The sequence below is a fragment of the Planctomyces sp. SH-PL62 genome, from assembly GCF_001610895.1.
Taxonomy (GTDB): Bacteria; Planctomycetota; Planctomycetia; order Isosphaerales; family Isosphaeraceae; genus Paludisphaera.
The window spans coordinates 5,841,817-5,867,261 of the sequence record NZ_CP011273.1 but is presented as its reverse complement, the minus strand read 5'-3'; the positions used below and the strand labels follow the sequence as shown (position 1 = coordinate 5,867,261).

Below are 25,445 nucleotides of genomic sequence, written 5' to 3'. Positions count from 1 at the left end.
GGGCGGGCTCGCCCCGTCTGGGCCGGATTACTGCTGGGAAGGGGAGGCGGCGACGACCGCCGAGCCGTTCGCGTTCGGGTGCGCCCCGCCGTCGGCGATCGACGCCGGGGCTGGATGAGACCCCGACTCCGACTCGGCGGCCAGGTCGGTGAATTCCAGGCCGACGGCGCGGGCCATCTCCAGGGCGGCGGCGGTGATCCCGTCGACGTCCAGGCCCACCTCGGCGAGCTGCTCGTCGCGCTCGGCGTGGAGGACGAAGCGGTCGGGGAGGCCCAGGCGTCGGACGTGCCGCGTGGGCAGGCCGGCGTCGTTGGCGGCTTCCAGGACGGCCGAGCCGAACCCGCCGGGGAGGCAGCCTTCCTCGACGGTCAGCACGAACCCGGCCTCCTCGATCGCCTTGCCGATCGTCGCCCGGTCGAGCGGCTTGACGAACCGGGCGTTGATCACGCCCACGTGCAGGCCGTACCGCGCGTGCAGCCGGGCCGCCGCCTGGAGGCTGGCGCCCAGGAGCGAGCCGCAGGCGATGATCATGCCGTCGCTCTCCCACTCGATGACCTCGGCCTGGCCCAGCTCGATCGGCTGGACGTCGCGCTCGACGGATTCGAGGTTGGCGCGGGGGTAGCGGATGGAGACCGGCGCGTCGTGGCCGAGGGCGAAGTCGAGCATCGGGCTGATGTCGCGGCGGTCGCCGGGGGCCATGACGACCATGTTGGGGAAGGCCCGCATGTAGGCCAGGTCGTAGCTGCCGTGGTGGGTCGGCCCGTCGGCGCCCACGAGCCCGGCGCGGTCGAGGCAGAAGACGACCGGGAGGTTCTGGAGCGAGACCTCCTGGAAGATCTGGTCGTAGGCGCGCTGGAGGAACGTGCTGTAGACGTCGACCACCGGGCGGGCGCCCGCCTTGGCCATGCCGCCGGCCAGCGCCACCGCGTGGCTCTCGCAGATGCCGACGTCGAAGAACTGGCTGGGGAAGCTCTCGCGGACCTTCTGGAGCTTGTTCCCCTCGCACATGGCGGCGGTCAGGACGGCCACCCGCGAGTCCCGCCCGCAGGCGTCGAACAGCGCGGCGCTGAAGGCGTCGGTGTACGTCTCGCTGCTGGAGACCTTGATCGGGACGTAGCCCCCCTCGCCCTTGCGGAAGGGGGCGGGGGCGTGGAACTTCACCGGGTCCTTGACGGCCGGCTCGAAGCCGTGGCCCTTGTTGGTCAGGACGTGGAGCAGGATCGGCCCGCTCATCTCCTTGACCTTCTCCAGGTAGGTCCGCAGCCCCTTCAGGTCGTGGCCGTCGATCGGGCCGAGGTAGGTGAACCCCAGCTCCTCGAAGAGCATGCCGTGCTGGAGCGAGGCCTTGATGGCGTCCTTGAGTTGCTGGACCCAGCGCTCGGCGGTCTCGCCCACCAGCGGGATCGTGGGGACGAGCGACTTGAGCCGCTTGTTCCAGTCGTGGTAGGTCTTCGACATCCGCGCCCGGTCGAGCGCGTTGGCGACCCCCCCCACCGGCGGGCAGATCGACATCTTGTTGTCGTTGAGGATCACCAGGAGCTTGCTCTGGGAGCCGCTCGCGTGGTTGAGCGCCTCGAAGACGATCCCCGAGGGGAAGGCGCCGTCGCCGATCACGGCGACCGAGTGGGAGTCGGTCCGGCCCATCAGCTCGTCGCCCAGCTTGAGCCCCAGCGCGGTCGAGGGGGCGCAGCCGGCGTGGCCGGTCATGAACAGGTCGTACGGGCTCTCGGCCGGGTTGGGGTAGCCCATCAGGCCCCCCCTGGTCCGGATCGTATGGAGCTCGCCGGCCCGGCCGGTGATCAGCTTGTGGGGGTAGATCTGGTGGCCGGTGTCCCAGATCAGGCGGTCGGTGGCGAAGTCGAAGGTCAGGTGGAGCGCCAGGCAGAGCTCCACCACGCCCAGGTTGCTGGCGAAGTGCGCCGCGCGCCGCCCCACGACGCCGATCAGCTCGCCGCGCATCTCGTCGGCCAGCTGGTCGAGTTCCTTGTCGTTCAGCGCCTTGAGATCCGTCGGGGAGCCGATCCGGGACAGGATCGAATCAGGGCTGAGCATCAACACTCCCTTTCCAAAAGAGCCAGCGCCAGCTCGCGGAGCCGTCCGCCGCGCGTTTCCAACGGGCCCAGGGCGGCGACCGCCTCATGGGCGAGCTGCCGGGCCTTGGCCCGACTCCCCTCGACCCCCAGGAATCGGGGATACGTCCATTTTCCGTGGCCCGAGTCCTTGCCGACCCGCTTGCCCAGCTTGGCCTCGTCCCCCTCGACGTCCAGCAGGTCGTCGACGATCTGGAACGCCAGGCCCACCGCCCGGCCGTACCGGGCCAGGGCCTCTCGCCAGGCGTCGGGCGCCTGGGCGATCACGGCCCCCATCTCCAGCGGGGCCCGGAGCAGGGCGCCCGTCTTGCGACGGTGGATCGCCTCCAGCTCGGCCGCCGAGCCGTCCTCGCCGTCGCCGGCGCGGTCCTCGGCCTCCAGGTCGGCCATCTGGCCCCCGACCATCCCCGACGGGCCCGACGCCTCGGCCAGGATCCGCACGCATTCCGCGGCCGGGCCCGACGGCTCGATCCCCCGGACGATCAGCTCGAACGCCAGGGTCAGCAGGCCGTCCCCGGCCAGGATGGCCGTCGCCTCGTCGTAGGCTTTGTGGCACGTCGGCCGGCCTCGACGCAGGTCGTCGTCGTCCATCGCCGGCAGGTCGTCGTGGATCAGCGAGTAGGTGTGCACCAACTCCAACGCCAGCGCCGCCGGCATCGCCGCTTCCCACGACGCGCCGCACGCCTCCGCCGCCATCAGGCAGAGGACCGGACGCAGACGCTTGCCGCCACCGAGCAGGCTGTAGCGCATCGCCGAAGCCAGACGCTCGGGACAGTCCCCGAGAGCGCCCGGGGCCGGACCGGGAAGTACGCCCGTCAGGGCCTCCTCCACGCGGCGGCGGTGCCGGCCGAGATAGTCGTCGAGCGTCGACGCGGTCAAGGTATCTGAACAGCTTGTCATGAAGATGATGTTACACGGAGTGCCGGGGCGGACAAGTCTCTGGACGCCGCGTCGCCTCGCAAAGCGACGTCCCGGAGGGTTCCATCCTCCCAACTCCCCGCGCCCGCTGTTATTCTCGACATTCCCCCCGGCCTTGTCTACATGGCTGCCACCAGAACTTTGCAAGGCAAAGCCTCGCGGATCGCCTCGCGTCCCCGACGACCCGGTTTCGGCGGTAGGATGGGGAAGATGTGGAAATATCGCAGGCCGCGGCGAGCACGGGCGACCTCGCGAAATCTTGGAGACGGTCGCCCCTCATGAGCCTCGTCGACTCGGTCGAAGACCTGCCGCTCCTCTCCCGGACCCCCGATTCCTGGGCCGAGCGCGGCCTGAGCGAGCCGCTGGCGCTGTTGAACGACCATGCCTTCCTGGAGAAGAAGGCGGCGGCCAATGCGCTCGATCTCCTGAACCGTTGGCCCGAGCCGGTTCCCCCGGACGACTGGGCCACGACCCTGGCCTCGGTGGCCCACGACGAGGCGGCCCACCTCAGCTCGGTGCTTCGCTTGCTGATCCGTCGCGGCGGTCGGCTGGAGCGGAACCATCGCAACCCCTACGCCAACGCCCTGCGGGCGCTCGTGCGGAGCGGACGCGGCAACGAGGAACTGGTGGACCGGCTTTTGATCTCGGCCCTGATCGAGGCCCGGTCCTGCGAGCGGTTCCTGGCGCTGGCCCGGGGCGCGGCCGGGAGCGATCGCGAGCTGGCGCGGTTCTACAACCGCCTGGGCGCGTCGGAACTGGGCCACTACCGCGTCTTCCTGCTCCTCGCCGGTCACGTCCTGCCCGACGATCAGGTCCAGGCCCGATGGCGGGAGCTTCTGGAAGCCGAGGCGGCGATCCTGGCCGTTCAGACGCCGGGGCCGAGGATGCACAGCGGCGCGTGACGCCCGGCGACTGACGCTCGGGGTTCTCAGAACGGCGGGTCGAAGCGGTCGTATTCGGGCTCGGGGCCGACTTCGGGCTGGGGGGTCGGCTCGGGCTCCGGGGCGGGTTCCGGCTCCGGGGCGGCGGCCTTGACGGTGCGCTTGCGGCGGACGGTCTTGGCGGCGACGGGGGCTTCGGCCGGGTTCGCGGCCTCGGCCGGGGGAGGGACCGGGACCGTGACGGACGCGACGATGGTCGCGGCGGCGGACCGGGCGAGGTCGAAGGTCGCGGTGGGGTCGAAGTCGGTCGTGATGGGTTCGCCGAACTCGTCGAGGCCGGTCAACACGGAGACGGACCGCTCGGCGCGTTCGAGAAGGCCGTAGCAGTGGCCCAGCAAGGCGACGCCCTTCTGGTATTTCTCAAGGGCGGCGTCGAGCTCGGGCTCCCCGCGCTGGAGCGACTCGACGATCTCCTCCAGCTCGGCCAGGGCGGTTTCGAAGCGGACTTCGGGTTGGTCGGTCATGGGTTCGTCGCGGGCAGAGGAAAGAAAAAAAGGCGAGGGGGCGGAGCCGCTCCACCCCCTCACCTTAGCGATTTCGCGGCGACGGGCCAAGCCGAGGGCCGGGGTCAGCGACCGACAGGCCGGACGGGCGCGGGACGAACCGGCGCGGGTCGGACGGGCGCGGGGCGGACGGGACGGACCGGCGTGGGGCGGACGGGGCGCACGGGCGTGGGCCGGCCGGGACGGACGGGCCCGGGACGCCCGGGGCCGACGGTCGTCTCGGGCGAGAAGACCCGGTTGTGGATCGAGTCCAGCCGCGCCGTGAAATCGCCGCCGTTGACGTTGTTGCCCGACGGAAAGACGCTGTAGAACTCGCCGTCCAGGGCGTTGCCGGCCAGGTCTTGCACGCCCGCCGGGGTGTTCTCGGAGCGCGACCGGACGAGGATCTGGTAGACCCCGCCCCGGATCGGCGTGCCGCCGTTGATGACGACGGTCGCGGCCTGGATCCCGGTGGTGGTCCCGGGCACCACGGCGATCGGCCCGACGAGCCAGCGCGCGGGGGGCTTGTAGCGGCGGACGGTCGTCGAGATGAACGCGAAGGCGTAGTTGCTCGGGTCCTGCACGGTCGCCAGGTTGACGCCCGACCCGGCGTTGGCGTCCGCGCCGAAGTCCTGGTAGTTCAGGTGGACGGAGCCCGACGACGGCTGGAAGGCGGCGCCCATGATCTTGGGGCCGATCGTGTCGATCGTCAGGGCCTGGGAGAGGACGTTGGTGAGGACGATGGTCGGGTTGAATCGGTCGCCGGCGTAGATGGTGATGGTGTAGACGCTGTCGGCCAGGGCGACGTCCGACGTGACGCTCCACGCGCCCGCGTCGTCGGCCTGGGTGGCTCCCAGGAGGATCGAGGAGCCGTTGGAGGCGACGGCGACCACGGCCACGGTGGCGCCGGGCGAGTCGGTCATGCCGGAGTAGGTCGGCTGGACGACGTTGGTGATCCCGTCGGAGCTGGAGGCGCCGGAGTCGCTGGCCGGGTTGAGCTGGCCGACGACGCTGGCGAGCGCGGACGGCAGGATCGAGGCGCTCGACACGGCCACGGCCCGCGCGCCCGGGGGCGCCTGGGGGACGACCGGGGCGGTCACCGCGGCCGGCGGCTTGGTGATCAACACGGTGACGGTATAGTTCCCCGGACGCGCGTAGGTGTGGTCGCCGAAGACGTTGTACACGGTCGCGCCGCTGGTCCCGGTGGCGGTGATCTGCGTGGCCGGGGTCGGGGCGGAGCCATCCCCCCAGTAGATCAGCGCGGTGTAGGCCGACGGTCCGAGGTCGGTGCCCGAGTCGGTGAACGTGGCGACTTGCACGCCGCCGGCGCTCGTCGCCAGCGGGGACGCGGCGCGGCCCGTGAAGGGGACTCCCTGGGCGGACAGAGGCGCGGCGCGGACGACGGCCGTCGAGGCGACCGTGGTGCTCTCGGCGACGCCGCTGTTGACCGTGATCGGCACGCCGCCGACGACGGTGGTCCCGCTCGATCCGCCCCCCTGGCGGGTGACGACGACGCTCACGGGGTAGGTGGCCGCCGCCGCGTAGGTGTGCGCGCCCACCACTTCGTACGTCCCGGTGACCCCCGTGGGGACGATCACGCCGCCGGACGGGGAGGAGCCGTCGCCCCAGTCGATCGAGGCGTAGTAGACGACCCCGGAGCTGGGCGCGGCGTCGGTGAAGCGGGCGACCGTCTGCTGGACGAAGGGCCGGGCCTCGACCGCGGAGAGCGTGACCGGGATGCCGGTCGGGGGCGTGTTCGAGAGGTTGAGCGTGACCTGTTCGATGCTGGAATAGGCGATGGTCGGCTCGCCCGCCCCGAAGCTGAGGACGCCCGGCGTGGCGAAGTCCACCGCCGGGAGCGTGGAGTTGACGACCAGGGCGTCGGTCCCGGGGCCGCCGGCGATGGTGTAGACCTCGGCCGTGGTGGGGCCGCCGAAGCCGGTGAAGGTGAACGTGTCGTTCGCGGAGCCGCCGCGGACCTCGACGCCGGTCACGCCGCCGCCGGAGTAGTCCACGAAGGTCCCGATCGGCCCCCCGTGACGCGGCCGGGCGTGATGACGAAGGCGTCGGCCACGTTCCGCGCCGAGTCGTCGAGCTTGAGGGTGCTCGCGCCCCCCGTGGACCTGGCGAAGACGTCGCCCAGCAGGCCGACGAGGCTCCCCGCGTCGCTCAGGTCGATCAGGTTCGCCGAGCCCGCGCCGGCGTCGAGGGTGGTCGTCACGCCGGCGGCCGAGGCCAGCAGGACGATCGTGTCGTCGCCCCCGCCGGTCGCCACTGAGACCGCGGTCAGGCCGGCGGCCGGGACGCCCAGGTCGATCGACAGGGTGTCGGCGTTGGCGCCGGTGTTGATCGCCACCGAGCCCTTGTTGGCGAAGTCGATCCGCTCGAAGGCGTTCGTCGTGCTGCGGATCCGGGTCGTCTGGACGCCCGAGACGATCGGCCCGGGCTCGACCTCGATGGTCTGCGCGCCGGCGGGGGCGGTGAAGGTGAAGCCGGTGACGGCCACCGTGTCGATGATCGGGCTGAGGTTCGCGAAGTCGATGATGTTGGTGATGGTGCCGGAGCCGACCGTGCGGTTCGGGAAGGCGATCTGCCCGGCGCCGGGGGCCGACGCGAGGTAGGACTGCTGCGAGAAGGAGCCGTTCTCGAGGACGAGGGTGTTCGAGCCCGCGACGGGGGGCGAGAAGTCGACGCTCGGGCCGTAGGGGACGCCGCCGGCGTAGTCGATCGTCAGGGTGTTCCCGGCCGTGGTGCCGCCGATCGCGAAGAGGTCGATCGTGTTCTCGGGGAAGCTGTGGACCGGGCCGCCGGCCACGTCGGCCCGGATCACGCCGCCGGTGACGGAGAGGGTGGTCGAGAGCAGGACGGGGGAGGCGTACAGGCTGTTGAGGTTCAGATCCAGCTTGGCGCCGGAGCCGACGAGGTCGGGGAAGGCCGAGGTGTAGGTCGGCTTGACCGTGTTGACGCTGATCAGCCCGGCACCCGCGGCCGAGCTGAGGAACGTCTCTCGCCCCAGCGAGCCGGTGGCGAAGGCCCCGTCGACGCCGCCGACGGCGTAGAAGACCGCATCGGCGTCGGAGCCGCCGCTCACGGCGTTGTTGAGCGAGACCGGCGCGGCGATGGACGCCGTGGTGAAGAAGAAGGAGTCGTTCCCGGCTCCGGTGCTCAGGCTCACGGGGGCCTTGGTCGAGGCCACGCTCACCACGTCGTTGAACGCGCCGGCGTCGCCGATCACGGCGACCGAGGTGAACGACGACGCCGGGCCGGTGGCGCTGTGGCCGTCGCCCGAGAGGGTCCAGCCCGCGGTCCCCGAGCCCAGCGTGATCGCCTGGGTGGGGTCGCGGAACGTATAGACGTCGGACCCGTCGACCGACAGCGTGAGGTTCATGGCGCCGCCGGCGGCCTGGAACAGCAGCGTGCCGCCGCCGATGCTGAGCGAGGCGGCGAGCAGGCGGCGGTCTTCCAGCGACTCGACCCCGACCCGCCGTCGCGCCGGCTTCCTGGGCCGAGGTTGCTGGAGTCCGAGCCGGTTTCGGCACGCCGAGAGGAAATTGCGATCCATGGAACACTCCGGGGCGATCAAGCTGCGCGACGCATGGTGTGACGGACCGCGCCCGGACCGAGGGGGCCCGGGCGCGGCGTTCGGAGATCGGATCAGGTCAGGTCAGGAGCCGAGCCGTTCGAGCCGGGCGAGGCGGGCCGCCCCCGGCGTCGCGCGGGCCGAAGCCAGTCTAACCGCCGTGCGGGCCGAGGGAAGCAGGGTGCCGTCGAGCCGGAGGAATCGGCCCGTCGCCGGGCGGCCCGGAGGCGTGACCGGGGTGGCCGTCCCGACCTGGGTCCTGGCGGGGAAGATCGTGTGGTGGATGGCGTCGAGCCTCGCCTCGAAGTCGCCGCCGTTGACGTTGTTGCCCGACGGGAAGGTGCCGTAGAACTCGCCGTCCAGGGCGTTGCCGGCGTTGTCCTGCACGCCCGACAGGTTCGACGGGTCGACCGACCGGGCGGTGAACAGGTAGCGTCCCCCCCGGATGCCCGCGCCGTCGTTGAACCGCACCGTGGCGACCTGCTCGCCCACGGTCGTGCCGGGCGTCACATCGATCGACGTGACCAGCCAGCGCCGCAGATTCGGGTGGGACGCCAGCAGCGCGGAGAACCGGTAGTTGTTCGCGTCCCGGACGGTCGCCAGGTTCAGGCCCACACCGGCGTTCGACGCGCCGCCGAAGTCCTGGAACGTGGCGATCACCTGGCCGCGGAAGTTGTCGAACAGCAGGTCCGCGACCTTGGGGCCGACGGTGTCGACGACCACCGCCTGGATGACCGTGAGGGCGCTGATGGTGTGCCCCCGGGCGTCGTACGCCTGCGCCTGGATCAGGTAGTCGCCGTCGGCCAGGGCCGCGGCCGGGGTGATGCTCCAGGCGCCGGTGGCGTCGGCCGTGGTCGATCCGATCAGGAACGGCGCGCCGCCGGGCGAGCCGTACAGGTAGACGACCGCGTTCCCCTCGCTGGCCCTCCCGCTGAACGTCGGCGTGGAGTCGCTGGTCACGCCGTCGGAATTCGAGGCCCCGGTGTCCGAGGCCGAGTCCAGCGCGCCGGAGACCGTCAGGAGCCGGTCGGCGACCGTCAGCTCGTTGTAGAGGTTGGCGGCCGAGCCGAACGTATCCCGGACCGTCATCGTCACGAGGAAGACGCCGTCCTGGGTGACGGGGCCGAAGACCGGCCCGGCGCCGACCGTGGCGGGGTGGGCCCCCGGGGCGAGCGCGTCGGCGTAGGTGTGGCTGCCGATGACGTAGAACGTCGTCCCCACGCCCCCCGGCTGGATCACCCGGCTGGACGAGGTCGGCGAGCCGTCGCCCCAGTCGATGGTGACCGCGAACTGGTCGGTCCTCGCCAGCGGGTTGGCGTCGTTGAACGAGCCGACGACCCAGTCGACGAACCGATAGCCTTCCAGGATGCTCGTGTTCGTCGGCTGCGAGGCCGTCGCCGTCAGCGGCGCGTCGGCGATCGACGCCGAGCCGCTGCCGATCCCCACCACGGCCGACGTCTCGGCGTCCCTCACCACGACGGTGACGACGTAGCTCCTCGGCGTGTCGTAGGTGTGCGGGGCGGCCGTCACGATGAAGCTGTTGGACGTCCCGTTCCGGACGATCGTCAGGCCGCCGACGCCCGACGAGCCGTCGCCCCAGTAGATGGTGGCGGTGTAGTTCCCGGCCGGATTCGCGTCGGTCGGGGCGACGCCCCCGAGGTCGGTGAAGGTCGCCACGACGATCGACGGCGAGGAGGCGATCGGGATGTTCTCGAAGCCCGAGAAGCCGCGGACGACGACGTTGATGGGCGCGTTGTCGACCGAGGCGGTCCCCGCCGTGGTGACCGGGGAGCCGGCCGGGGCGATGATCGTCACCGGCACGCCGCCGATGCTCGTCGTGCTCGTGGAGCCGAGCGACCGGACGGTGATCGCGGTCGCCAGGGCCGGGGCGTCCTGATAGAACGTGTGCGTCCCGTAGACGTAGAAGATCGACGGGGTCGAGGCGTCCTGGACGATCACGCCGGCCGACGTCGAGCCGTCGCCCCAGGCGATCGTCGCGACGAAGTCGGACGCCCGAGCGGTCGCCGGGGCCGTGAAGGCGCCGACCAGCGCGTCGACCAGGCGCTGGCCCTGGACCGCGTGGATCGGGACGCTGTAGACGGTCGGCGTGATCGGGCCGACGTCGGTGACGACGACGCTCTCATAGCGGCGATACGTGATGGGTCCGCCGGTGATGGGCGCGCCGGTGATGGTGGTCGCGCCGCCGGGACCGGCCGCGAAGTTCGCCGCCGTGACGGCCAGGCCGCCGGCGTCGACGACCAGGGAGTCGGTCCCCGCGCCGCCGTCGAGCGAGGTCGAGGCCGCGGCCGACGCGCCGACGAGGGCCAGAGAGGCCGTGTCGTCGCCGCCGCCTTGCAGCAGGACGGTCGCGGCGCCGGCGGGGAGGGCGAGAAGGTCGGCGTCGTCGTCACCGGAACCCGAGGCCATCGTCAGCGTCGAGAGCCCGGCGACGGGGGCGGCGATCGCGTAATCCACCGTGATGGAGTAGTCGCCCGGGGCGAGGTTCTGGTTGACCACGACGTTCGTCTTGTTCGCGACATGGGTGTCGACGAACGCGGGGATCGCCCCGTCCGACGCGATCTTGAGCGTCTGCACGTTCCCCGTCGCGGCCGAGTTCTCGCCGTCGCTGATCCTCACGCCGTCGTTCGGGTCGCCCAGGTAATTGAACGTGTAGGTCGTCGCCGGGACCGTGTCATAGAGGCTGTGCGGGGAGAGCCCGGAGTAGGAGATCGACGTGGCGGCGGAGTCCTCGTCGACGAACTGGAGCAGGCCGGCGCCGGTCCCCGAGGGCGAATGGATCTCATAGGCGATGGCCGCCTCGGGGTCGCCGAGGAGGATGAGGTCGCTCTTGGCCCCCGACGAGCTGGTCCAGCCGCCGTCGTAGGTCGTCGAGCCGGCGGGCAGGGGGTTGGTCGGGCCGAAATCGACTTCCAGCGAGTTGGCCGTCCCCGCGGCGTTGCGGAGCGTCAGCGCCTGGATCTCGGCGGGGTCGTAGGCGAGCGAGCCGCCGGCGCTGAAGCCCGTCAACCGGGCGAGGGCCGAGGCGACCCCCAGCTTCCAGGCACCGCCGGCCGTCCCGGCCGAGTGGTCGACCGTCACGGCGAACGGCGCTCCTGCGCCATTGTGGAGCGTGACCGCCCCGGTCACGCCCGAGGCTGAGCCGGCGTCGGTCAGGTTCAGGCTGGTCGGGCCGCCGCCGGCCCAGAGGTCCACGGCCGAGGAGGCGGCCGCGACGTTGAAGACGTCGTCGCCGGCGCCGCCGCCGGCGTCGAGCCGCAGGCTGGTCGTCGCGTTCTTGACGGCCGAGGTGCCGCCGACGTTGTAGGTCCCCAGGCCCTGGTTCGCCGAGTCGTCGAGCCGGGTCGCCACGTCGTCGGCGGTGCCGCTCACCGTGTAGGAATTCTGCCCCCCGAAGCCCGCCGAGGCCCCCTTGAGCGTCAGCTCGTCGACGCCCGAATAGGTCAGGCCGCCGAACCCGGCCCGCGACACGGTCGTGGCGGTCAGGACGTACGCGGTGGGGATCGAGAAGGCCATGCCGGTGTCGTCCAGCACCACGGCGTTGCCCGTCACCACCCCCGTCTCGGAGACCGTGATCGCGGCGGTCAACGTCCCGAGGCCGGTGGGGGTCGCCGCGGAGCCCAGGGTGACGACGGCGTCGCTGTTTTGCAGCGTGACGCCCGTCGCGACGTTGGTGCTCGCCACGGTGATCCGGTCGGATTGGCCGTTCGCGTCTACCTGGAGCCCGAGGATCCCCTGGACCGTCACCGTCGTCGTGCCGTCGTTGGTGACGGGGAGCCCCGGGGAGTTGCTGACCACGTTGATCGTCTCGGTCGAGGCGAACGTGTAGATGTTCCCGACGACCGAGATCGTCAGCGTCTCCGCCGTCGCCCCGTCGGTGTCGTAGGTCAGGACGCCGACGGGATCGATGTTGATCGAGGCCGCCAGCATCGTGCGGCCTTCCAGGCCCTCGAGGCTCCTGAGCGTCTCGCCGCGAAGACGACGCTTGCGACGGCCTGGTCCCTCGGCTTTGCCCCACATCCCCCACAGCATCCGAGGGCCGGCCGTCCGCGTCGTCGTCGGGATCATGACTGAGGGCTCCGAGGAAGTCGATCAGTTGGAGAGGGTCGAGGACGCCTAGAGACGCGGCCCTGACGCGACAGTCGTCACGGCAGGATCCGATCCCCGACTCGATGCGCGGCTGGCGGGACGCCCGGTTGGCGGCTCGGATCGAATCCTGCACGCAGGCAACACGAGGTGCGCCGTCCAGATTACCTATTTTGAAATTTGCCACGCAAGGTTGAAATTTGCGCAACGGACCTATTTTATCCCATCGTCCAGGGCAAAGGCCCGTAATCTTGAATCATGGAAACTCTGGGAAGGACGAGAGGACTTAAACGGCCTGATCAGGCGAGTTTTCGGCGGCTTTTCTCACGGAGATCCATTCCGCACGAAATCGGTCGAATCCCGTTTCGTGGCGCGTTGAGTCAGTGCGTGCGGGCGTGAGAGATGTAGGTGAGGGGGAGGGCCGTGATGCGTCAGGATTCGACGCGGGAGGTGATCCGACCGCCGGCGAGGACGGTCTGGATGAGGGTGCCGGCGGGGGCCTGGGAGGGGTCGCGGACGACGGTCCGGCCGTCCTGGGCGAGGGTCAGGCTATATCCCCGGGCGAGGACCGCTTCGGGGTTGAGGGCGTCGAGCGAGGTCTTGAGCCGATCGAGCCGATGTCGCCGACGTTCCAGGTCCTGTCCCAAGGCGGCGGTCAGGCCTCGCGCCAGGTGGTCGAGCCCGGCGCGGGCGTCGCGGAGGCGGCCGGAACCGGCGTGGCGAAGGGCCTGGGCGAGACGGTCCAGGTGCATGGCGATCTCGGCCCCGTCGGGGACGACCAGCTCGCCGGCTTCGCTGGGGGTCAGGGCGCGGCGGTCGGCGGCCAGGTCGGCAAGGGTCACGTCGATCTCATGGCCCACAGCGGCGACGACCGGCACGGGGCAGTCGACGATGGCCCGCACGACCCGTTCGTCGTTGAACGGGCTCAGATCCTCGGCACTGCCGCCCCCTCGGGCGACGATCACGACCTCGACGCCAGGCGCGAGCCCGGCCAACTCCAGGGCGGCGGCGATCTCGCGGCCGACCCCCAGGCCCTGGACCCTCGTGGGGACGATCAGCACGTCGGTCCCTTCCCAGCGACGGCCGGTGACCTGGAGCAGGTCGCGCACCGCCGCGCCGGTGGGGCTGGTGACCACGGCGATTCGGCGGGGGAACCGCGGCAGGGGCCGCTTCCGATCCGGGTCGAACAGCCCTTCGGCCGAGAGCCGGGCGAAGAGTTGCCGGAACGCCAGCTCCTGCGCGCCCATCCCCTCGGGCTCGATGGCCTGGGCGATGATCTGGTACTCCCCGCGCGGGCTGTAGACGGTCAGCCGGCCGACGAGCCGGACGGCCAGGCCGTCGGACAGGTCGAACGGCAGCCGCTGGGCGTCGCTCCGCCACATGACCGCGCGGATCCCGGCCGCCTGGTCTTTCAGGCTGAAGTAGAGATGACCGGAACGCGGCCGCGAGAGGTTCGAGATCTCGCCACGGACCGCCACCCCGCCGAACTCCCCTTCCAGGGTCTCCTTGATCCGTTCGGTCAGGCCCCCGACCGATTCGAAGACCACGCCGTACGGGTTGTCCGAGGACTGGAACAGGGGGAAGCTCGACATGGATCGTCCTGAACGCCGGCCGGGGGTTCGCAAGGAAACGGGGAGCCGCCGGGCCAGCGGCTTCCTGCCCCATCGTCCCAGGAATCGGCCGATCCGGCAACCGGGGTCGGTCGTCCGGTCGGGCGTTCGGCCGTCAGTCGCGGTTCTCGCTCGGGTCCTCGGCGTTGACCATCTCGACCGGCTCGGGGGGGGCGAGCCCCATCACCTGGGTGTGTTCGATCCGGTGCTTCCGGGTGTACGGTTCCAGCACCTGGGGGCGGCCGGTCTCCAGGGCGCGACGGATCGCTTCGACGATCCGGACGTCGCACCAGCCTTCCTCGCCGTCGGGCTCGGGGTCCAGGTCGTCGAGGATGCAGTTCGCGAAGTACTCCGCCTGGCTGCCGAACTGGTCGACCTCGGGGAAGGTCCGGTGCTCCGTCTCGTCGCCGAGGATCGCGTCGTATTCCAGGCCGTGGCCGTAGGAGAAGGCGGGCCGGAACGCCAGGTTCCCCTTCGTCCCCGAGACGACGTAGTGCTCGAAGCTGTTCAGGGTGTACGACACGACGAACGAGGCCAGGCGGTCGCCGGGGAAGCGGAGGGCGACGCTCACGGTGTCGTCCATGTCCTCCAGGCCCCAATCGGGGTTCCGGGCGCCGACGGCGCGGACCTCGATGGGCTCGGCGTCGAAGAACTGGCGGGCGGCGTTGATGGGATAGACGCCCAGGTCGTAGATCGGTCCCGTGTCGAAGCCGTGCTTGGCCCGATGGTTGTCGGGCTTCAGCGCCTGGCTGAAGTTGGCGGTGAACAGCCGCGCCTCGCCGATGTCGCCGGCGCGGACCTGCTCGAGCGCCGCGAGGGTGGCCGGCTCGAAGTGGAGGCGATAGGCGATCATCAACTTGGCCCCGCTTTCCCGGGCGGCGTCGATCATCGCCTGGCAGTCTTCCTCGCTGACCGCCATCGGCTTCTCCAGCAGGACGTGGATTCCGGCCTGGAGCGCGGGGACGACGTACTTCGTGTGGAGGTGGTTGGGGGTGGCGACGTAGAGTGCGTCGACCTCGTCGGCGGCCAGCAGCTTGTCGAAGTCGTCGTAATGATAGGTGTTCAGGAGGCCGAACTCCTCCCCGAGCGCCTTCGCCTTCTCCCGGTCTCCGGTGACCAGCACCGTCAGCTCGGAATTCTTGGTGTTGCGGACGCCCGGCATGAAGTGCGCCTGCGAGATCATCCCCCCCGCGACGACGCCGTAACGGATCTTGCCCCCCAGAACGTTCTTGGCGTTCATGATTTCCGCCTCATCGGGATTCCCGAGATCCGAAGTTTTCAACCGTTGACTCCGGGGCGACAATATCAGCAAATCGCATTCCTTCGATGAAGGACGCGACGTCGATCGGGGTCGGCGCCGGGACGGGTCGGACATGGGGCCGAAGATGGTCGAGAGCGAAGCAGGCCGCCGTCGTTTCAATCCGGGCCGTCCTATCGCGGGCGTGGCGATGCTCGCCCAGGGGGACCTTGGGGCGCGAGAGGTGACGACGGCCATCGAGTTCCTGGCGGCGTTGCAACGGGTCTACGTCGCCGCGGCGCTCGGCGTGCTGGCGGCGACGGCGGTGCTCGTCTGGATCGTGATTCGCAGGCGGAGGCGTCGCGAGGCGGTCCCCGCGGCCCTGTCGCGGGCGGCGCTGGGGCTGGCGGCGACGTGCCTGGCCCTGATCGCGGCCGAGGCGGCGGCGGGGGCCTGGCTGGCCTGGAGCCATCGGTCGCCGGACCTCCCCAAGGCGTTCGCCGCCGTCCCCGGCCTCCCCACGACGTTCGAGCCGGGCGCCGAATCGCCGACGGACCTGGACGTCGTCGTGATCGGCGAGTCGAGCGCCGAGGGGGTGCCGTACCAGAAGTGGCTGTCGGTCGGACGGCTCGTCGGCTGGGGGCTCGAAGCCGCCCTGCCCGGGCGTCGGGTCCGGGTCGATGTCCTCGCCGAGTCGGGCAAGCGGCTGGAGGACATGCACCGGAAACTCACGAGCCTGACGCGAAAGCCGGAGCTGCTGATCATCTACTGCGGCCACAACGAGTTCTACGCGCGCCACGCGTGGTCGCACGAGGTCGCGCCGTACTACCTGGACGATCCGGGCTGGTCGCGGCCGTGGTCGATCGGCGCGGCGTTCGGCCGGGTCTCGCCGATGGTGCGGCTGATCGAGGAGACGCTGGAGCTTCGGCGCGTCGCCGCCCCCCCGCCGCGCCTGGGGCGTCGGCTCATCGACGCCCCCTCGCACACCGTCGCCGAGCGCGCCGAGCTGCTCGACGACTTCCGCCGCCGGATGGAGTCGATCCTCGACTTCTGTCGCGACGTCGGCGCGATTCCGGTCCTGATCCCCCCCGCCGGCAACGACGCCGGTTTCGAGCCCGACCGCTCCGTGCTGCCTCCCGACGTCCCTCGCGCCCGTCGCGAGGTCTTCGCCCGCTCGTTCGAGGCCGCGCGGAAGCTCGAAGCGACCGACCCGGCCGGGGCCGAAACCGCCTATCGCGCCCTGCTCGAACGCCAACCGGGCTTCGCCGAGACGCATTTCCGCCTCGCCCGGCTGCTCGAAGGGGGCGGGAAGTATGAAGACGCCTACAAGTCTTACGTCGCGGCGAGGGACCTCGACGCCCACCCCCTGCGCTGCCTCACGTCGTTCCAGGAGGTGTATCGGGAACTCGCCGCGAGCCGGGGCCTGATCCTGATCGACGCCCAGGAAGTCTTTCGCGCCAGGCACCCGCGCGGCCTGCTGGACGACTTCCTGTTCAACGACGGATTCCACCCCTCGCTGGAGGGGCACGTCGCGCTGGCGGAGGGGGTCCTGGCGGGTTTGAAGGAGCGATCGGCGTTCGACTGGCCCGAGGCCACGCCGGCGCCGACGCTCGATCTCGCGGAGGTCGCGGCCCACTTCGGCGTCGGGCCCGCGACGTGGGAGGCGGTCTGCGCCAACGCGGTCGGCTTCTACCATCTGATCGCCCCGCTGCGGTTCGACCAGGCGGAACGGCTGGCGAAGCGCGACCGCTACAAGGCGGCGCTCGACGCCCTGAAGGCGGGCGCGGACGTCGAGTCGCTCGACCTGCCGGGCGTCGGCCCGCGACCTGTCCGGGAACGGCTCAAGCCTTGACCGGGCCCCCGCCCCGCCCGATCGGGGCGCGTCGCGATGAGGCGGCGCCGATCGGCCCGGGGCGGGCTTCGGCGTCGTCGACGCGAGGCGAGGCCGTCGCGGCGGCCTCCGGAGCGTCGGTGTAGCAGGGCCAGGTCAGGTAGGCTACGGCCTCGGACGGGTCGGCGGCCACCTGGGCCTCGACCTCGGCGAGATAGGCCGCGAGCGCGAGTTCCGGGTGCCTCTCCGCCAGGTCGAGCGCCTTGAACTCCAGGCCGAACCGGCCCCCGCGGAGGTGCCGGCAGAAGGCGAAGAAGACCGGGGCGCGGGTCAGGCAGGCCAGCTCGGCCCAGACGGCGAGGAACTCGTGGTCGCGGCCGAGCAGCCGACAGGTCCGGGTGTTGGAGCCTTCCCAGACGATGTCGCCGTTGAGGTAGATCGCCATGCCGTCGCGAAGGGCCGACCGCGCCTGCATCATGCGCTCGACGGCCGCGGCGGTCGTCAGGTCGCGCTTGAGGAAGAACTCGATCTGGGGATACGGGACGTCGTCGGCGTCGAACCGCCGGTTCAGCACGCGCGAGACGTGCTTGGGCCGCTGCACCAACGCCCGGACCGGAAGCCCCCGGCGGAACAGCCAGTGCATCCCGGCGATATGGGCGCCGAAGTGGCTGCCGACGAGGATCGCGCCCCGGCTCTGGTCCAGGGCCTCGCGCACGGCCTCGAAGCCGACGACGTCGAACCGCGCCAGCGCCTCGGAGTCGTCTACGCCGTCGAGCGGGTAGTCGCGGGCGGTGAACCGCGCGGCGCTCTCGGCCAGCGCGGTCCAGTCGGCCTCGCGGCCGGTGAGCGAGCCCGCGCGGGCCATCGCCGCCTTGAGGAGGGCGCGGCGGCCCGGTCGGAAGATGGTGGAGGCCCTTCCCATCGCGCGCACGATCGCGTCGGCCCGCGCCGGGGCGAGGGCGCCCAGGCTCGGCAGGAGCAGCTCGTAGAAGTAGAACTTCCAGGTGAAGATGCGACGCGAGATGTGCTTCACGAGGCTCATCCCTCCTCGGAGGCCAGGGCCTTCAGCTTCTGATAATCGACCTTGTCCGTCGAGGTCGCCGGGAGGCTGTCGAGGAACGTGATCCGGTCCGGGATCATGTAGTTGGGCAGGTGGATCGAGCAGTGCCGCTTCATCGCGATCAGCGACTTCTTGCCCCCGGCCTTGAGGGCGATGAAGGCCGAGATGGAGACCCCCGCGTCGTCGCTGCCGGCGACGACCGCCGCGCGATCGACCCCCTCGTGGCGATAGAGGGCGGCCTCGATCTCGCCGAGCTCGATCCGGTAGCCGCGCTTCTTGACCATGCGGTCGCGGCGGCCGTGGAACTGGTAGCAGCCGGCGCCGTCGTCGATGACGAGGTCGCCGGTGCGATACCAGGAGGTCCCCCGGTCGTCGGCGAAGAACGCGGCCTCGGTCAGCTCGGGGAGGCCGAAGTAGCCCCGCATCACGCCCGGCCCGGCGATGACCAGCTCGCCGAGCGAGCCCACGGGGAGCGTCCGGCCTTCCTCGTCGACCACCCGACCCAGCAGCGGAGGGCAGGCGAAGCCGATCGGGAACGGCCCGGCCTGGGCGTCGTCGATGGTCTCCGGGATCTCCAGCGCCGTGCAGACGTTCGTCTCGGTCGGCCCGTACAGGTTCCACATCCTGGCGGCGGGCCAGAGCGCCCGCAGCTTGCGGAGCGGGGCGATGGGGAAGACCTCCCCGGCGAAGAGGACCAGTCGCGGCGGCGTGTAGCCGGGGCGGTCGAGGCGGCCCAGTTCGGCCATCATCGCCAGGATCGAGGGGGCCGAGTACCAGACGCTGATCCGACGCTCCTGGATGAAGTCGGCCAGGGGCGCCGGCTCCTTGGCGAGCGTCTCGCCGATCAGGACGAGGGTCGCCGCGTTCAGGCAGGAGACGTACAGGTCGAAGATCGAGAGGTCGAAATGGAAGGGGGCGTGCGACGAGAAGCGGTCGTCGTCGCTCCAGGGGCCGAGGGCGTCGCGGCACCATTCCAGGAAGGTGAACGCGTTGGCATGCGAGAGCATGACCCCCTTGGGCTTCCCGGTCGACCCGGAGGTGAACAGGATGTAGGCCAGGTCGTCGGCCTCGCGCGGCGGCAGGAGGGGGGAGGGGGCGTCGTCGGCCTGGATCTCGGCCCAGGTGGCCTCCTCGAAGCCGGGCTCGGCGATCGGGGGAGTTTCGCCGTCCTCGACGACGACGAGCCGGGGGGCCGCCTCGCGGTCGGCCCAGGCGGCGCGGAGGGCGGGGGCCAGCTTCGCGGCGACGACGACGGCCTTGGCGCCGCTGTCGGCGAAGATCCCCTCGGCGCGGCCGGCGGGGCCGGTGGGGTCGACGGGGACGTACACGCCACCGGCGCGGAGGACGCCGTGGATCGCGGCGACGGCCTCCAGGCTCTTGGGGAGCCAGAGCCCGACCCGGTCTCCCCGGTCGATCCCCCAGCGGGCCAGTCGGGCCGCGAAGCGGTCGGCGGCGCGGTCCAGCTCGGCGAAGGTCAGCGAGCGGCCCCGCTCGTCCTCGACGGCGGGGTGGCCGGGCCGCCTCGCGGCGGCTTCCTCCAGCAGTCGGCTGAGATGGCGTCCTTCCATGGCGTCGATCCGTTCAGCTCGGTTGCGCGTAAGTGGGTCAGGTCGCTGCGAGGTCGGGCGTCACGGCCGGTCGGCGGGGAGCGACGCCTCGGCCACCGCCTTGCGGCCGGGGTAGAGGAGCTCATAGCGGCCCTGGTCGGTGACCAGCTCGCGGGTCAGGGCCATGAACAGCCGCTGGTGGCCCAGGGCGTTGGGGTGGTCGTCCCAGGCGGCGATTTCCAGGTCCGCCGGGTCGAGATCGTCGAAGGCGTCGGTGAGGTCGTAGATCGGCAGGGCGTAGCGGCCGGCGATGGACTTCAGCCGGGCCGACGGCTCGGCGCGGAGCGACGCGTCGGCGTCTTTCCCGACGCGTGGGACGATCACCATCATCAGGGGGACCCCGGCGGACCGGCAGTCGGCCGAGAGGCTGGCGACCGTCTGGTCGTACAGGTCCCAGTAATGCGGCTCCAGCTTCTTCTTGATCGCCTCCTTGGCGGGGAGCTGGCCCCGGGAGTCGACCCGGCGGTCGTCCTCGGTCACGCCGGCGCGGGCGACGGCCTCGCGGGCGAAGTCGAAGGGGATCTCGGATTTGGTCCGGAAGACGTCGCAGAGGTGGATCTCGGCCAGCCGCGAGTCGAGCATGGTGGACGAGTAGATCACCAGGTCGGGCTGGAACTCCCTGGCCTTGCGACGGAACGACTCCAGGCGCTGGAGCGGGCTGTAGGCCGCGACCGCGAAGTTCAGCACCTCGAACTTGCGCTCCGAGGCGAAGCCCTGGTGCGCCGCGTGGGTGTTGAGCCACTCCTGGAGCCGGTGGGCGTAGGAGTCCTGATACTTGATCCCCCAGCCCATGTCGATCGACGCCCCGAGCAGGGCGATCCGGAAGACGCCCGGGGGCTTCTCGACGGTCGCCTCGGGGCTGTGCATGCCGTGCGAGTTGGTGACGAACGGCTGGCCGAAGAGGACGCTGTCGATCTTGGGGATCAACTCGAACTGGAGGAAGTCGTGGTCCAGGTGGCGGACGACGCCGGCGTCGTTGAAGCGGACCCAGCCGTTGGGCTTGCCCATTAGCTTGAGGGTCAGCTCGCCCCGGCCGCCGGGGCCCTCGGCGCCGCCGACGAGGCCCTCGTAGTAGCCGGTGGCGTGGTGGTCGGCGTCGGCCCGGTTGGACGAGTTCGAGCTGGCCGAGGCCATCACCCGGCGGGCCAGCGGCCAGCTCGCGGGGATCGGGATCAGGTAGATCGCCACGAGGGCCATCGCCTGCAGCATGGCGATTCGGGCCGCGGCGAGCGTGGGGTTCTGGATCAGCGCCATGGCGTATCGGGTCCTCTCTTAATCACGACGCCTGGAGGCCGCGGCCCAACAGTTCGAACCAGGCCGAGACGCTGGGGCTGTTCCAGAGCGACCACAGGAGCGTGATGGTCGCGAACGTGGCGGCGATCTTGACGCTGCGGACCGCCAGGGCCTTGAAGTCGAAGCCCGGCGGCGGCTCGTCCGCCCTGGGTCGAAGCTTGGCGCGGGCCGGCTTCTTGCGGGCGTCGATCTGGACGTTCACCATGACCAGCCCGCCGAGGACCGTCCAGAAGACGGCGTCGGGCGTGGTGAAGCCCCACGTCCCCCGGAGCCAGAACGACTGGTAGCCGTGCAGCAGCCAGGTCACGAAGAAGACCACGGCCGTCGCCGCCGCCAGCGCCGCCGGCTGCGGCCAGTGCTTCAGGCGGAAGACCACCGGGTTGAACACCAGTCGGACCATGAAGTCCTTCCAGTAGATGTTGATCCGCCGCCAGTAGTCGGTGAAGCCCGTCGCCAGCAGGTAGCGGTGGTGGGTGTCCGGGAGCTGGTAGCCGAACATGTGGAGCATGCCGCAGGCGACGTGGAACTGCCCGGAGACCTGCAGGTACACCAGATAGTTGAACACCAGGAAGCCCAGCAAGCTGAGCGGCCCGCTCACGTCGGTCGCGGGAATCAGCAACTCCTGATCGATGATCCGGTAGAGGATGAGCTGCACGACGCCCCGGAACGTCATGTCCAGGCCTCGGCGCTGGACGTCGTGGACGTCGGACGCGAAGTAGCCGCGCTGCCAGGTCCGGAAGTCGACCACCGGGAAGAGCATGAAGCAGTAGTTCGGCAGCAGGAAGAAGTAGCCCACCGCGTCGATCAGCTTCTCCGGCTTCTTCGCGTGCTTCAGCTCATACATGTAGATGAGCATGCGGAACATGAACATCGAGCCGACCACCGGCCAGACCGTCGACGGGGCGTACGCGAACAGCGCCGCGGGCTGGCCGCAGGACAGGAACACGCTGATCACGGCGAGGATCCCGGCGCGGAGGTTCCACGAGATCGGCAGCCGGCTGATCCCGATCAGCACCGCCGAGAGCGCCGTCACCACGGCCCCGACGTCCGTCCCGAAGACCAGGAAGAGCCCGGCGATCGAGGCCGCCAGGAACACGGCCTTCTTCCAGCGGTAGGGGGCCAGGTAGTGGATCGGAAACGCCACCCCGGCGATCTGGAGCAGGACCTGGAAGGCCCGCCCTTCGGTCTGGTACAGCCGACAGACGGCGAACACCAGCCCGAAGAACAGGAAGTTGCGGAGGAACGGGACGAGGGCCCGACGGCAGTTCGCCGGCTCGTCGGCGTAGAGCGTCTCGATCCACCCCGACGGCCGCGGCGCGCCGGCGCCCTCGGGCACGACGTATCGCTGGTGGGGCGTGGTTCGCGACGTGATCGGGTTCCCGACGTTCGGCCCCATAGACGATCCCTTCTTCGAACCTGCGGGCTCCCGGCCGCGATCGCCGTTTGCGAAGGCGGGCGGGGGCCGTTCATCCTGAATTGCCGGTCCATCGGCCGCGCGGATCGGACCGCGCGACGCCAACTTGCTCCGTCGGGTCGAGGACGTGTCGTCCCGATCGGAAGGCGCGATGGGAAGGATGGAATCGCCCGGAACGCCGTCCGGAAGGTTGCGGGGACCAGCTCGTCCTTGAGCCGGGTGCTCCCCGCAACGGTCACCATCCTTGGTACGCCTGGAAATCGGGTCGGAATCCTCGCCGAAGATTCTCTACTGGAATCCTTTAATGTTCCTGAGATCCGATCGGCCTTGCGTGATTCGGTCGGTCCGCCGCCGGGACATGGGCCCGGAGACCGATGCGGTTGGGCGATTTAACCGCGGGGGGGGGAGACTGTCAACCCGACTGCTCCCACTCCCTGATGCCTAGGCGTCTCCCCGCCGCTCACCGGCCCGACTATTTCCCCCCCTCGTCCGAGACGGCGCGGCCCTCGCGGTCGGTGGGCGGGGATCGGGAGGACCGTTCAAGCCGTCGGACTCGGGACGCCGATGACGGTTCGAGGCAGGTTCGGCCTGCGTTTCCGCCGCGTCGTCAGGTCTTCCGCGAGCTTCCCCCATGCCCATGCAACGACTCACCAGAGATTTGCTCTCCTCCATCGCCCGCCTGGTGCTGGGCGCGGTCGCCGGCGCGGCCGCGGCCGTCGGCCTGGGCGCCGAGGCGCGGGCGCAGGAGACCGCCGGCCCCCTCGACGTCGCCGCGCTCCGCCGGATGAACGAGGCCGAGTTGCAGTCGCTCTACCGCCAGGGGACGGTGGTCGGCCTTCCGACGGGTCGGATCCGGGGGACGGTCCTCCCCGCGCCGGGCGCCCGGCGCAACGCGGCGATGTCGGTCGGCTCCCGGCTGATCTGGCAGGGGAAGACGGTCGACGAGTCGGGCGAGATCGCCGTCAACCGCTTCTTCGGCCTCCCCGCGATCAAGGGGCGGCTCTACCAGGGGGAGAGTTGGCTCGACGGGACCCCGTCGCTGATCCTCGACTACGCGCAGACCTCTCGCGTCTACGCGAAGAATCGCGACGAGATCCGCTGCATCGCGCCCGGGCTTTACCTCGGTTTGATGTACGCCCGAACCGAACCCCAGCCGAGCCTGACCCTTTACTTCGTCCTCGAAACCACTCCCTGAGAACCGCGCCCTCGCGCCTTCCTCGCTCGTCGATCCGGAGACGCCTCGCCGCGGGCCGTCTCCGATTGCCCGAACGGGCGCTTTCCGATAGCCTGCCGCCGGGATCGAGCCGCCTTCAAGGTCGGCGTCCGGGCAGGGGGGCGAGGGAATGTCGGATTCCGTCACGGAAGCGGCGGCGGTCGAAGAAACGGCGACTCGGGGATGGCTCGTCGAGGTGGTCGTCGCGGCCCTGGTCGGCGCGATCTTCCTGGGCTGCCTGGGCTCGATCGAGCTTTGGGGCAAGCGCGAACAGCGGCTGGCGGCCGAGGTCGTCGACACGATCGAGAACGGCCGCTGGCTGATCGCCCAGATTCAGGGGCGGCCCCGGCTGGAAAAGCCCCCCTTGCCGCGCTGGACGACCGCCGCCCTGGCGACGGTCCTCGGCCGATGCGACGAGGTCGTCGTCCGCCTGCCGGGCGCGCTGGCGGCGTTGGGGACGATCGGCCTGACCTATCTGCTGGGGGTGCGGCTCGGCGGAAGGTCGCTGGGGCTCGCCGCCGCGATGATCCTCGGCACGACCCCGCTTTTCATCTCCGAGGCGAGGCAGGCCGGGCAAGACGTCCCGCTGGCCTTCTTCACGACGCTCGCCATCTATGCGGCGCTTCGCTCCCTTGAGGGCGAGGGCGGGAATTCAGGCTGGCCGCGACGCCGCTTCCCCTCGTTTCGGCCCTGGGCGACCACCTTCCACGTCGCGATGGGGCTTGGGTTCCTCTGCAAGGGGCCGATCATCCTGGCGATCGTCGGGACGACGCTCCTCCCCTTCGGCCTGCTGGCTCGCCGGTTCCGGGAGATCGCAAGGCTGGCGTTCGATCCCTGGGGGGGCCTCGCGTTCCTGACGCTGGCGCTCTCCTGGCCGTTGCCGGTCTGGTGGGTCGACCCGAACGCGGTCGGGGTCTGGATCGCGGAGATGGGACAGAAGACCGGCGCGTTGCCGATCGTGCATCGCGAGCGGGTCGGGTTCCTGGCTCAGTGGCCCGCCCTGATCGCCCCCTGGGTGGTGGCCGGGATCTCCGGGGCGATCCTGCCGTTCCGCCGCGATCGGGACGGCGGCGACCCGTGGATCTGGCTGCCGTGGTGCTGGTCGATCGGGGTCGCGCTTTCCCTGGGCCTCTGGGCGGTGGCGAAGCCCAACTATTATATGCCGTGCCTGCCGGGCTTCGCGCTGCTGGCGGGAACGGCCTGGCTCCGCCTGGACCGGAGGGCGTTCCAGGGCGACCGCCTTCGATCCGCCCGCGCCCTCGTCTTTCTCCAATGGGGGATTTGGTCGGTGCTGGGGGGCTCGGCCCTGGCTCTCTCCGGTCGGGCGCTCGGCGCGGCGACTCCCGGCTGGTGCGCGTTGATGGCCGTGACGGTCGTCGGCGCAGGGGTGGTCGGGGCGATGGCGGGGCGTCGGGGCTGGGGGCCGCTGGCCGTCGCGCCGGCGCTGGCGGCGACGGCTCTCGCGGTCGTCGTCGGCTATGGAGTGGTGGCTCCTTCGGCGAACGCCGCGCGGGGGCACCGCGAGATCGCGCGGAAGATCGACCGGGCCTTGCCCGCCGAGGTCGACGCCGTCGCCTTCTTTCACGAGCTGGATGAAGGGCTCTGGTTCTACCTCCGAGGGCGCCGCCTTGAAGCCGTCCCCGGTAGCCGCCCCCGTTATAATGACGCCTACGACCAGATCACGGGGCGGGAAGCCGACGGCTCCCCCCCGGCGTCCGGCCTGATCGCCCGGTCCCGGACGGTCCTCGCGGAGTGGCTCGCGCACGAGTCCCGGACCGACGAGTACCTCTTGCTTCGCGAGAAGGTGTACCGGGACCTCGGCCCGGAGTTGGAGGGGGTCTCGACGCCCTTGCTGCGCGAGCCCACGGCGAAACGGAACGGCCTGGTCCTCCTCCGGCTCGATCCCCACCCCTCCCGGGCGGCCGTCGCGGCTCCGCGACCCGCCTTCCGCTGAGAAAGACGACCCCGGGGAGTCCCTTCCGGGGTCTTTCCCGGGCTCTCGCCCCCCTCCCCATGCAAGATTTGCACGCCCGCGCCGGGGGTTCCTGGCGGTGAGCGAAAGGCT

Annotated in this window: 16 protein-coding genes; 4 read left to right on the top strand and 12 right to left on the bottom strand. The window is 70.8% G+C overall.

Features of this window, described 5'->3' with window-relative positions; translation table 11 throughout:
• Positions 1-27: 27 nt before the first annotated feature.
• Positions 28-2,052, bottom strand: coding sequence for a 1-deoxy-D-xylulose-5-phosphate synthase (dxs, locus tag VT85_RS22965; RefSeq protein WP_068420320.1), 2,025 nt, complete (start codon positions 2,050-2,052; stop codon positions 28-30).
• Positions 2,052-2,990 (bottom strand): polyprenyl synthetase family protein, encoded by a 939-nt coding sequence (locus VT85_RS22960; protein WP_068420319.1) that lies wholly within the window; start codon positions 2,988-2,990, stop codon positions 2,052-2,054. Before VT85_RS22960 ends, dxs begins: the two co-directional genes overlap by 1 nt.
• Positions 2,991-3,286: 296 nt before the next feature.
• Between VT85_RS22960 and miaE the strand changes: the two genes are divergently transcribed.
• Positions 3,287-3,910: a tRNA isopentenyl-2-thiomethyl-A-37 hydroxylase MiaE gene (miaE, locus tag VT85_RS22955; RefSeq protein WP_068420318.1), complete on the top strand. Its 624-nt coding sequence runs from the start codon at positions 3,287-3,289 to the stop codon at positions 3,908-3,910.
• Positions 3,911-3,936: 26 nt separating this feature from the next.
• Here the strand turns inward: miaE and xseB are convergent, their stop codons facing one another.
• From xseB to VT85_RS22925, 6 genes are all read right to left on the bottom strand, one after another.
• The gene (gene xseB / locus VT85_RS28760; protein WP_082858823.1) at positions 3,937-4,413 is read right to left on the bottom strand and encodes an exodeoxyribonuclease VII small subunit; all 477 of its coding nucleotides are present in this window, start codon (positions 4,411-4,413) and stop codon (positions 3,937-3,939) included.
• Between the two features lie 104 nt (positions 4,414-4,517).
• Positions 4,518-6,446 (bottom strand): Ig-like domain-containing protein, encoded by a 1,929-nt coding sequence (locus VT85_RS22945; protein WP_068420317.1) that lies wholly within the window; start codon positions 6,444-6,446, stop codon positions 4,518-4,520.
• Complete coding sequence (locus VT85_RS22940; protein ID WP_068420316.1) at positions 6,422-7,993, bottom strand: hypothetical protein; 1,572 nt, start codon at positions 7,991-7,993, stop codon at positions 6,422-6,424. Before VT85_RS22940 ends, VT85_RS22945 begins: the two co-directional genes overlap by 25 nt.
• A 102-nt stretch (positions 7,994-8,095) precedes the next feature.
• Entirely contained in the window at positions 8,096-12,097 is a 4,002-nt protein-coding gene (locus VT85_RS22935; protein WP_068420315.1) for a beta strand repeat-containing protein, read from the bottom strand.
• Positions 12,098-12,546: 449 nt separating this feature from the next.
• A complete protein-coding gene (gene xseA / locus VT85_RS22930) occupies positions 12,547-13,707 on the bottom strand; it encodes an exodeoxyribonuclease VII large subunit (RefSeq protein ID WP_068420314.1) in 1,161 nt (386 codons plus the stop codon).
• 133 nt (positions 13,708-13,840) lie between these two features.
• A complete protein-coding gene (locus tag VT85_RS22925) occupies positions 13,841-14,965 on the bottom strand; it encodes a Gfo/Idh/MocA family protein (protein WP_068420313.1) in 1,125 nt (374 codons plus the stop codon).
• A 133-nt stretch (positions 14,966-15,098) separates the two neighbouring features.
• On the opposite strand from VT85_RS22925, the gene VT85_RS22920 reads away from it, so the two are divergent.
• The gene (locus VT85_RS22920) at positions 15,099-16,814 is read left to right on the top strand and encodes an SGNH/GDSL hydrolase family protein (RefSeq protein WP_068420312.1); all 1,716 of its coding nucleotides are present in this window, start codon (positions 15,099-15,101) and stop codon (positions 16,812-16,814) included.
• Here the strand turns inward: VT85_RS22920 and VT85_RS22915 are convergent.
• The 4 genes from VT85_RS22915 to VT85_RS22900 are packed head-to-tail and all read right to left on the bottom strand — an operon-like array spanning position 16,804 to position 22,149.
• Positions 16,804-17,835 (bottom strand): lysophospholipid acyltransferase family protein, encoded by a 1,032-nt coding sequence (locus tag VT85_RS22915; RefSeq protein ID WP_068420311.1) that lies wholly within the window; start codon positions 17,833-17,835, stop codon positions 16,804-16,806. The two genes, VT85_RS22920 and VT85_RS22915, sit on opposite strands and share 11 nt — an antisense overlap.
• Positions 17,832-19,421: an amino acid adenylation domain-containing protein gene (locus VT85_RS22910; RefSeq protein ID WP_068420310.1), complete on the bottom strand. Its 1,590-nt coding sequence runs from the start codon at positions 19,419-19,421 to the stop codon at positions 17,832-17,834. Before VT85_RS22910 ends, VT85_RS22915 begins: the two co-directional genes overlap by 4 nt.
• 60 nt (positions 19,422-19,481) lie before the next feature.
• On the bottom strand, positions 19,482-20,714 hold the full coding sequence (locus tag VT85_RS22905; protein WP_068420309.1) for an SGNH/GDSL hydrolase family protein: 1,233 nt from the start codon (positions 20,712-20,714) through the stop codon (positions 19,482-19,484).
• Positions 20,715-20,736: 22 nt separating this feature from the next.
• Positions 20,737-22,149, bottom strand: coding sequence for a hypothetical protein (locus VT85_RS22900; protein ID WP_068420308.1), 1,413 nt, complete (start codon positions 22,147-22,149; stop codon positions 20,737-20,739).
• A gap of 649 nt (positions 22,150-22,798) precedes the next feature.
• Between VT85_RS22900 and VT85_RS22895 the strand changes: the two genes are divergently transcribed.
• Both VT85_RS22895 and VT85_RS22890 read left to right on the top strand, forming a co-directional pair.
• The gene (locus tag VT85_RS22895) at positions 22,799-23,362 is read left to right on the top strand and encodes a hypothetical protein (protein ID WP_156513039.1); all 564 of its coding nucleotides are present in this window, start codon (positions 22,799-22,801) and stop codon (positions 23,360-23,362) included.
• 148 nt (positions 23,363-23,510) lie between these two features.
• Positions 23,511-25,334 carry an ArnT family glycosyltransferase gene (locus VT85_RS22890; protein ID WP_068420306.1) on the top strand — a complete coding sequence of 608 codons (1,824 nt, stop codon included), beginning with the start codon at positions 23,511-23,513 and terminating at the stop codon, positions 25,332-25,334.
• Positions 25,335-25,445: the final 111 nt, after the last annotated feature.

What these genes read in the sequence shown, in the direction of transcription:
- VT85_RS22940 (WP_068420316.1), bottom strand. Translation starts at nt 7,993, where the DNA reads ATGGATCGCAATTTCCTCTCGGCGTGCCGAAACCGGCTCGGACTCCAG.
- VT85_RS22915 (WP_068420311.1), bottom strand. Translation starts at nt 17,835, where the DNA reads ATGAGCCTCGTGAAGCACATCTCGCGTCGCATCTTCACCTGGAAGTTC.
- VT85_RS22895 (WP_156513039.1), top strand. Translation starts at nt 22,799, where the DNA reads ATGCCCATGCAACGACTCACCAGAGATTTGCTCTCCTCCATCGCCCGC.
- VT85_RS22890 (WP_068420306.1), top strand. Translation starts at nt 23,511, where the DNA reads ATGTCGGATTCCGTCACGGAAGCGGCGGCGGTCGAAGAAACGGCGACT.
- VT85_RS22910 (WP_068420310.1), bottom strand. Translation starts at nt 19,421, where the DNA reads ATGGAAGGACGCCATCTCAGCCGACTGCTGGAGGAAGCCGCCGCGAGG.
- xseA (WP_068420314.1), bottom strand. Translation starts at nt 13,707, where the DNA reads ATGTCGAGCTTCCCCCTGTTCCAGTCCTCGGACAACCCGTACGGCGTG.
- VT85_RS22900 (WP_068420308.1), bottom strand. Translation starts at nt 22,149, where the DNA reads ATGGGGCCGAACGTCGGGAACCCGATCACGTCGCGAACCACGCCCCAC.
- VT85_RS22905 (WP_068420309.1), bottom strand. Translation starts at nt 20,714, where the DNA reads ATGGCGCTGATCCAGAACCCCACGCTCGCCGCGGCCCGAATCGCCATG.
- VT85_RS22925 (WP_068420313.1), bottom strand. Translation starts at nt 14,965, where the DNA reads ATGAACGCCAAGAACGTTCTGGGGGGCAAGATCCGTTACGGCGTCGTC.
- VT85_RS22920 (WP_068420312.1), top strand. Translation starts at nt 15,099, where the DNA reads ATGGGGCCGAAGATGGTCGAGAGCGAAGCAGGCCGCCGTCGTTTCAAT.
- VT85_RS22960 (WP_068420319.1), bottom strand. Translation starts at nt 2,990, where the DNA reads ATGACAAGCTGTTCAGATACCTTGACCGCGTCGACGCTCGACGACTAT.
- miaE (WP_068420318.1), top strand. Translation starts at nt 3,287, where the DNA reads ATGAGCCTCGTCGACTCGGTCGAAGACCTGCCGCTCCTCTCCCGGACC.
- dxs (WP_068420320.1), bottom strand. Translation starts at nt 2,052, where the DNA reads ATGCTCAGCCCTGATTCGATCCTGTCCCGGATCGGCTCCCCGACGGAT.
- xseB (WP_082858823.1), bottom strand. Translation starts at nt 4,413, where the DNA reads ATGACCGACCAACCCGAAGTCCGCTTCGAAACCGCCCTGGCCGAGCTG.
- VT85_RS22935 (WP_068420315.1), bottom strand. Translation starts at nt 12,097, where the DNA reads ATGATCCCGACGACGACGCGGACGGCCGGCCCTCGGATGCTGTGGGGG.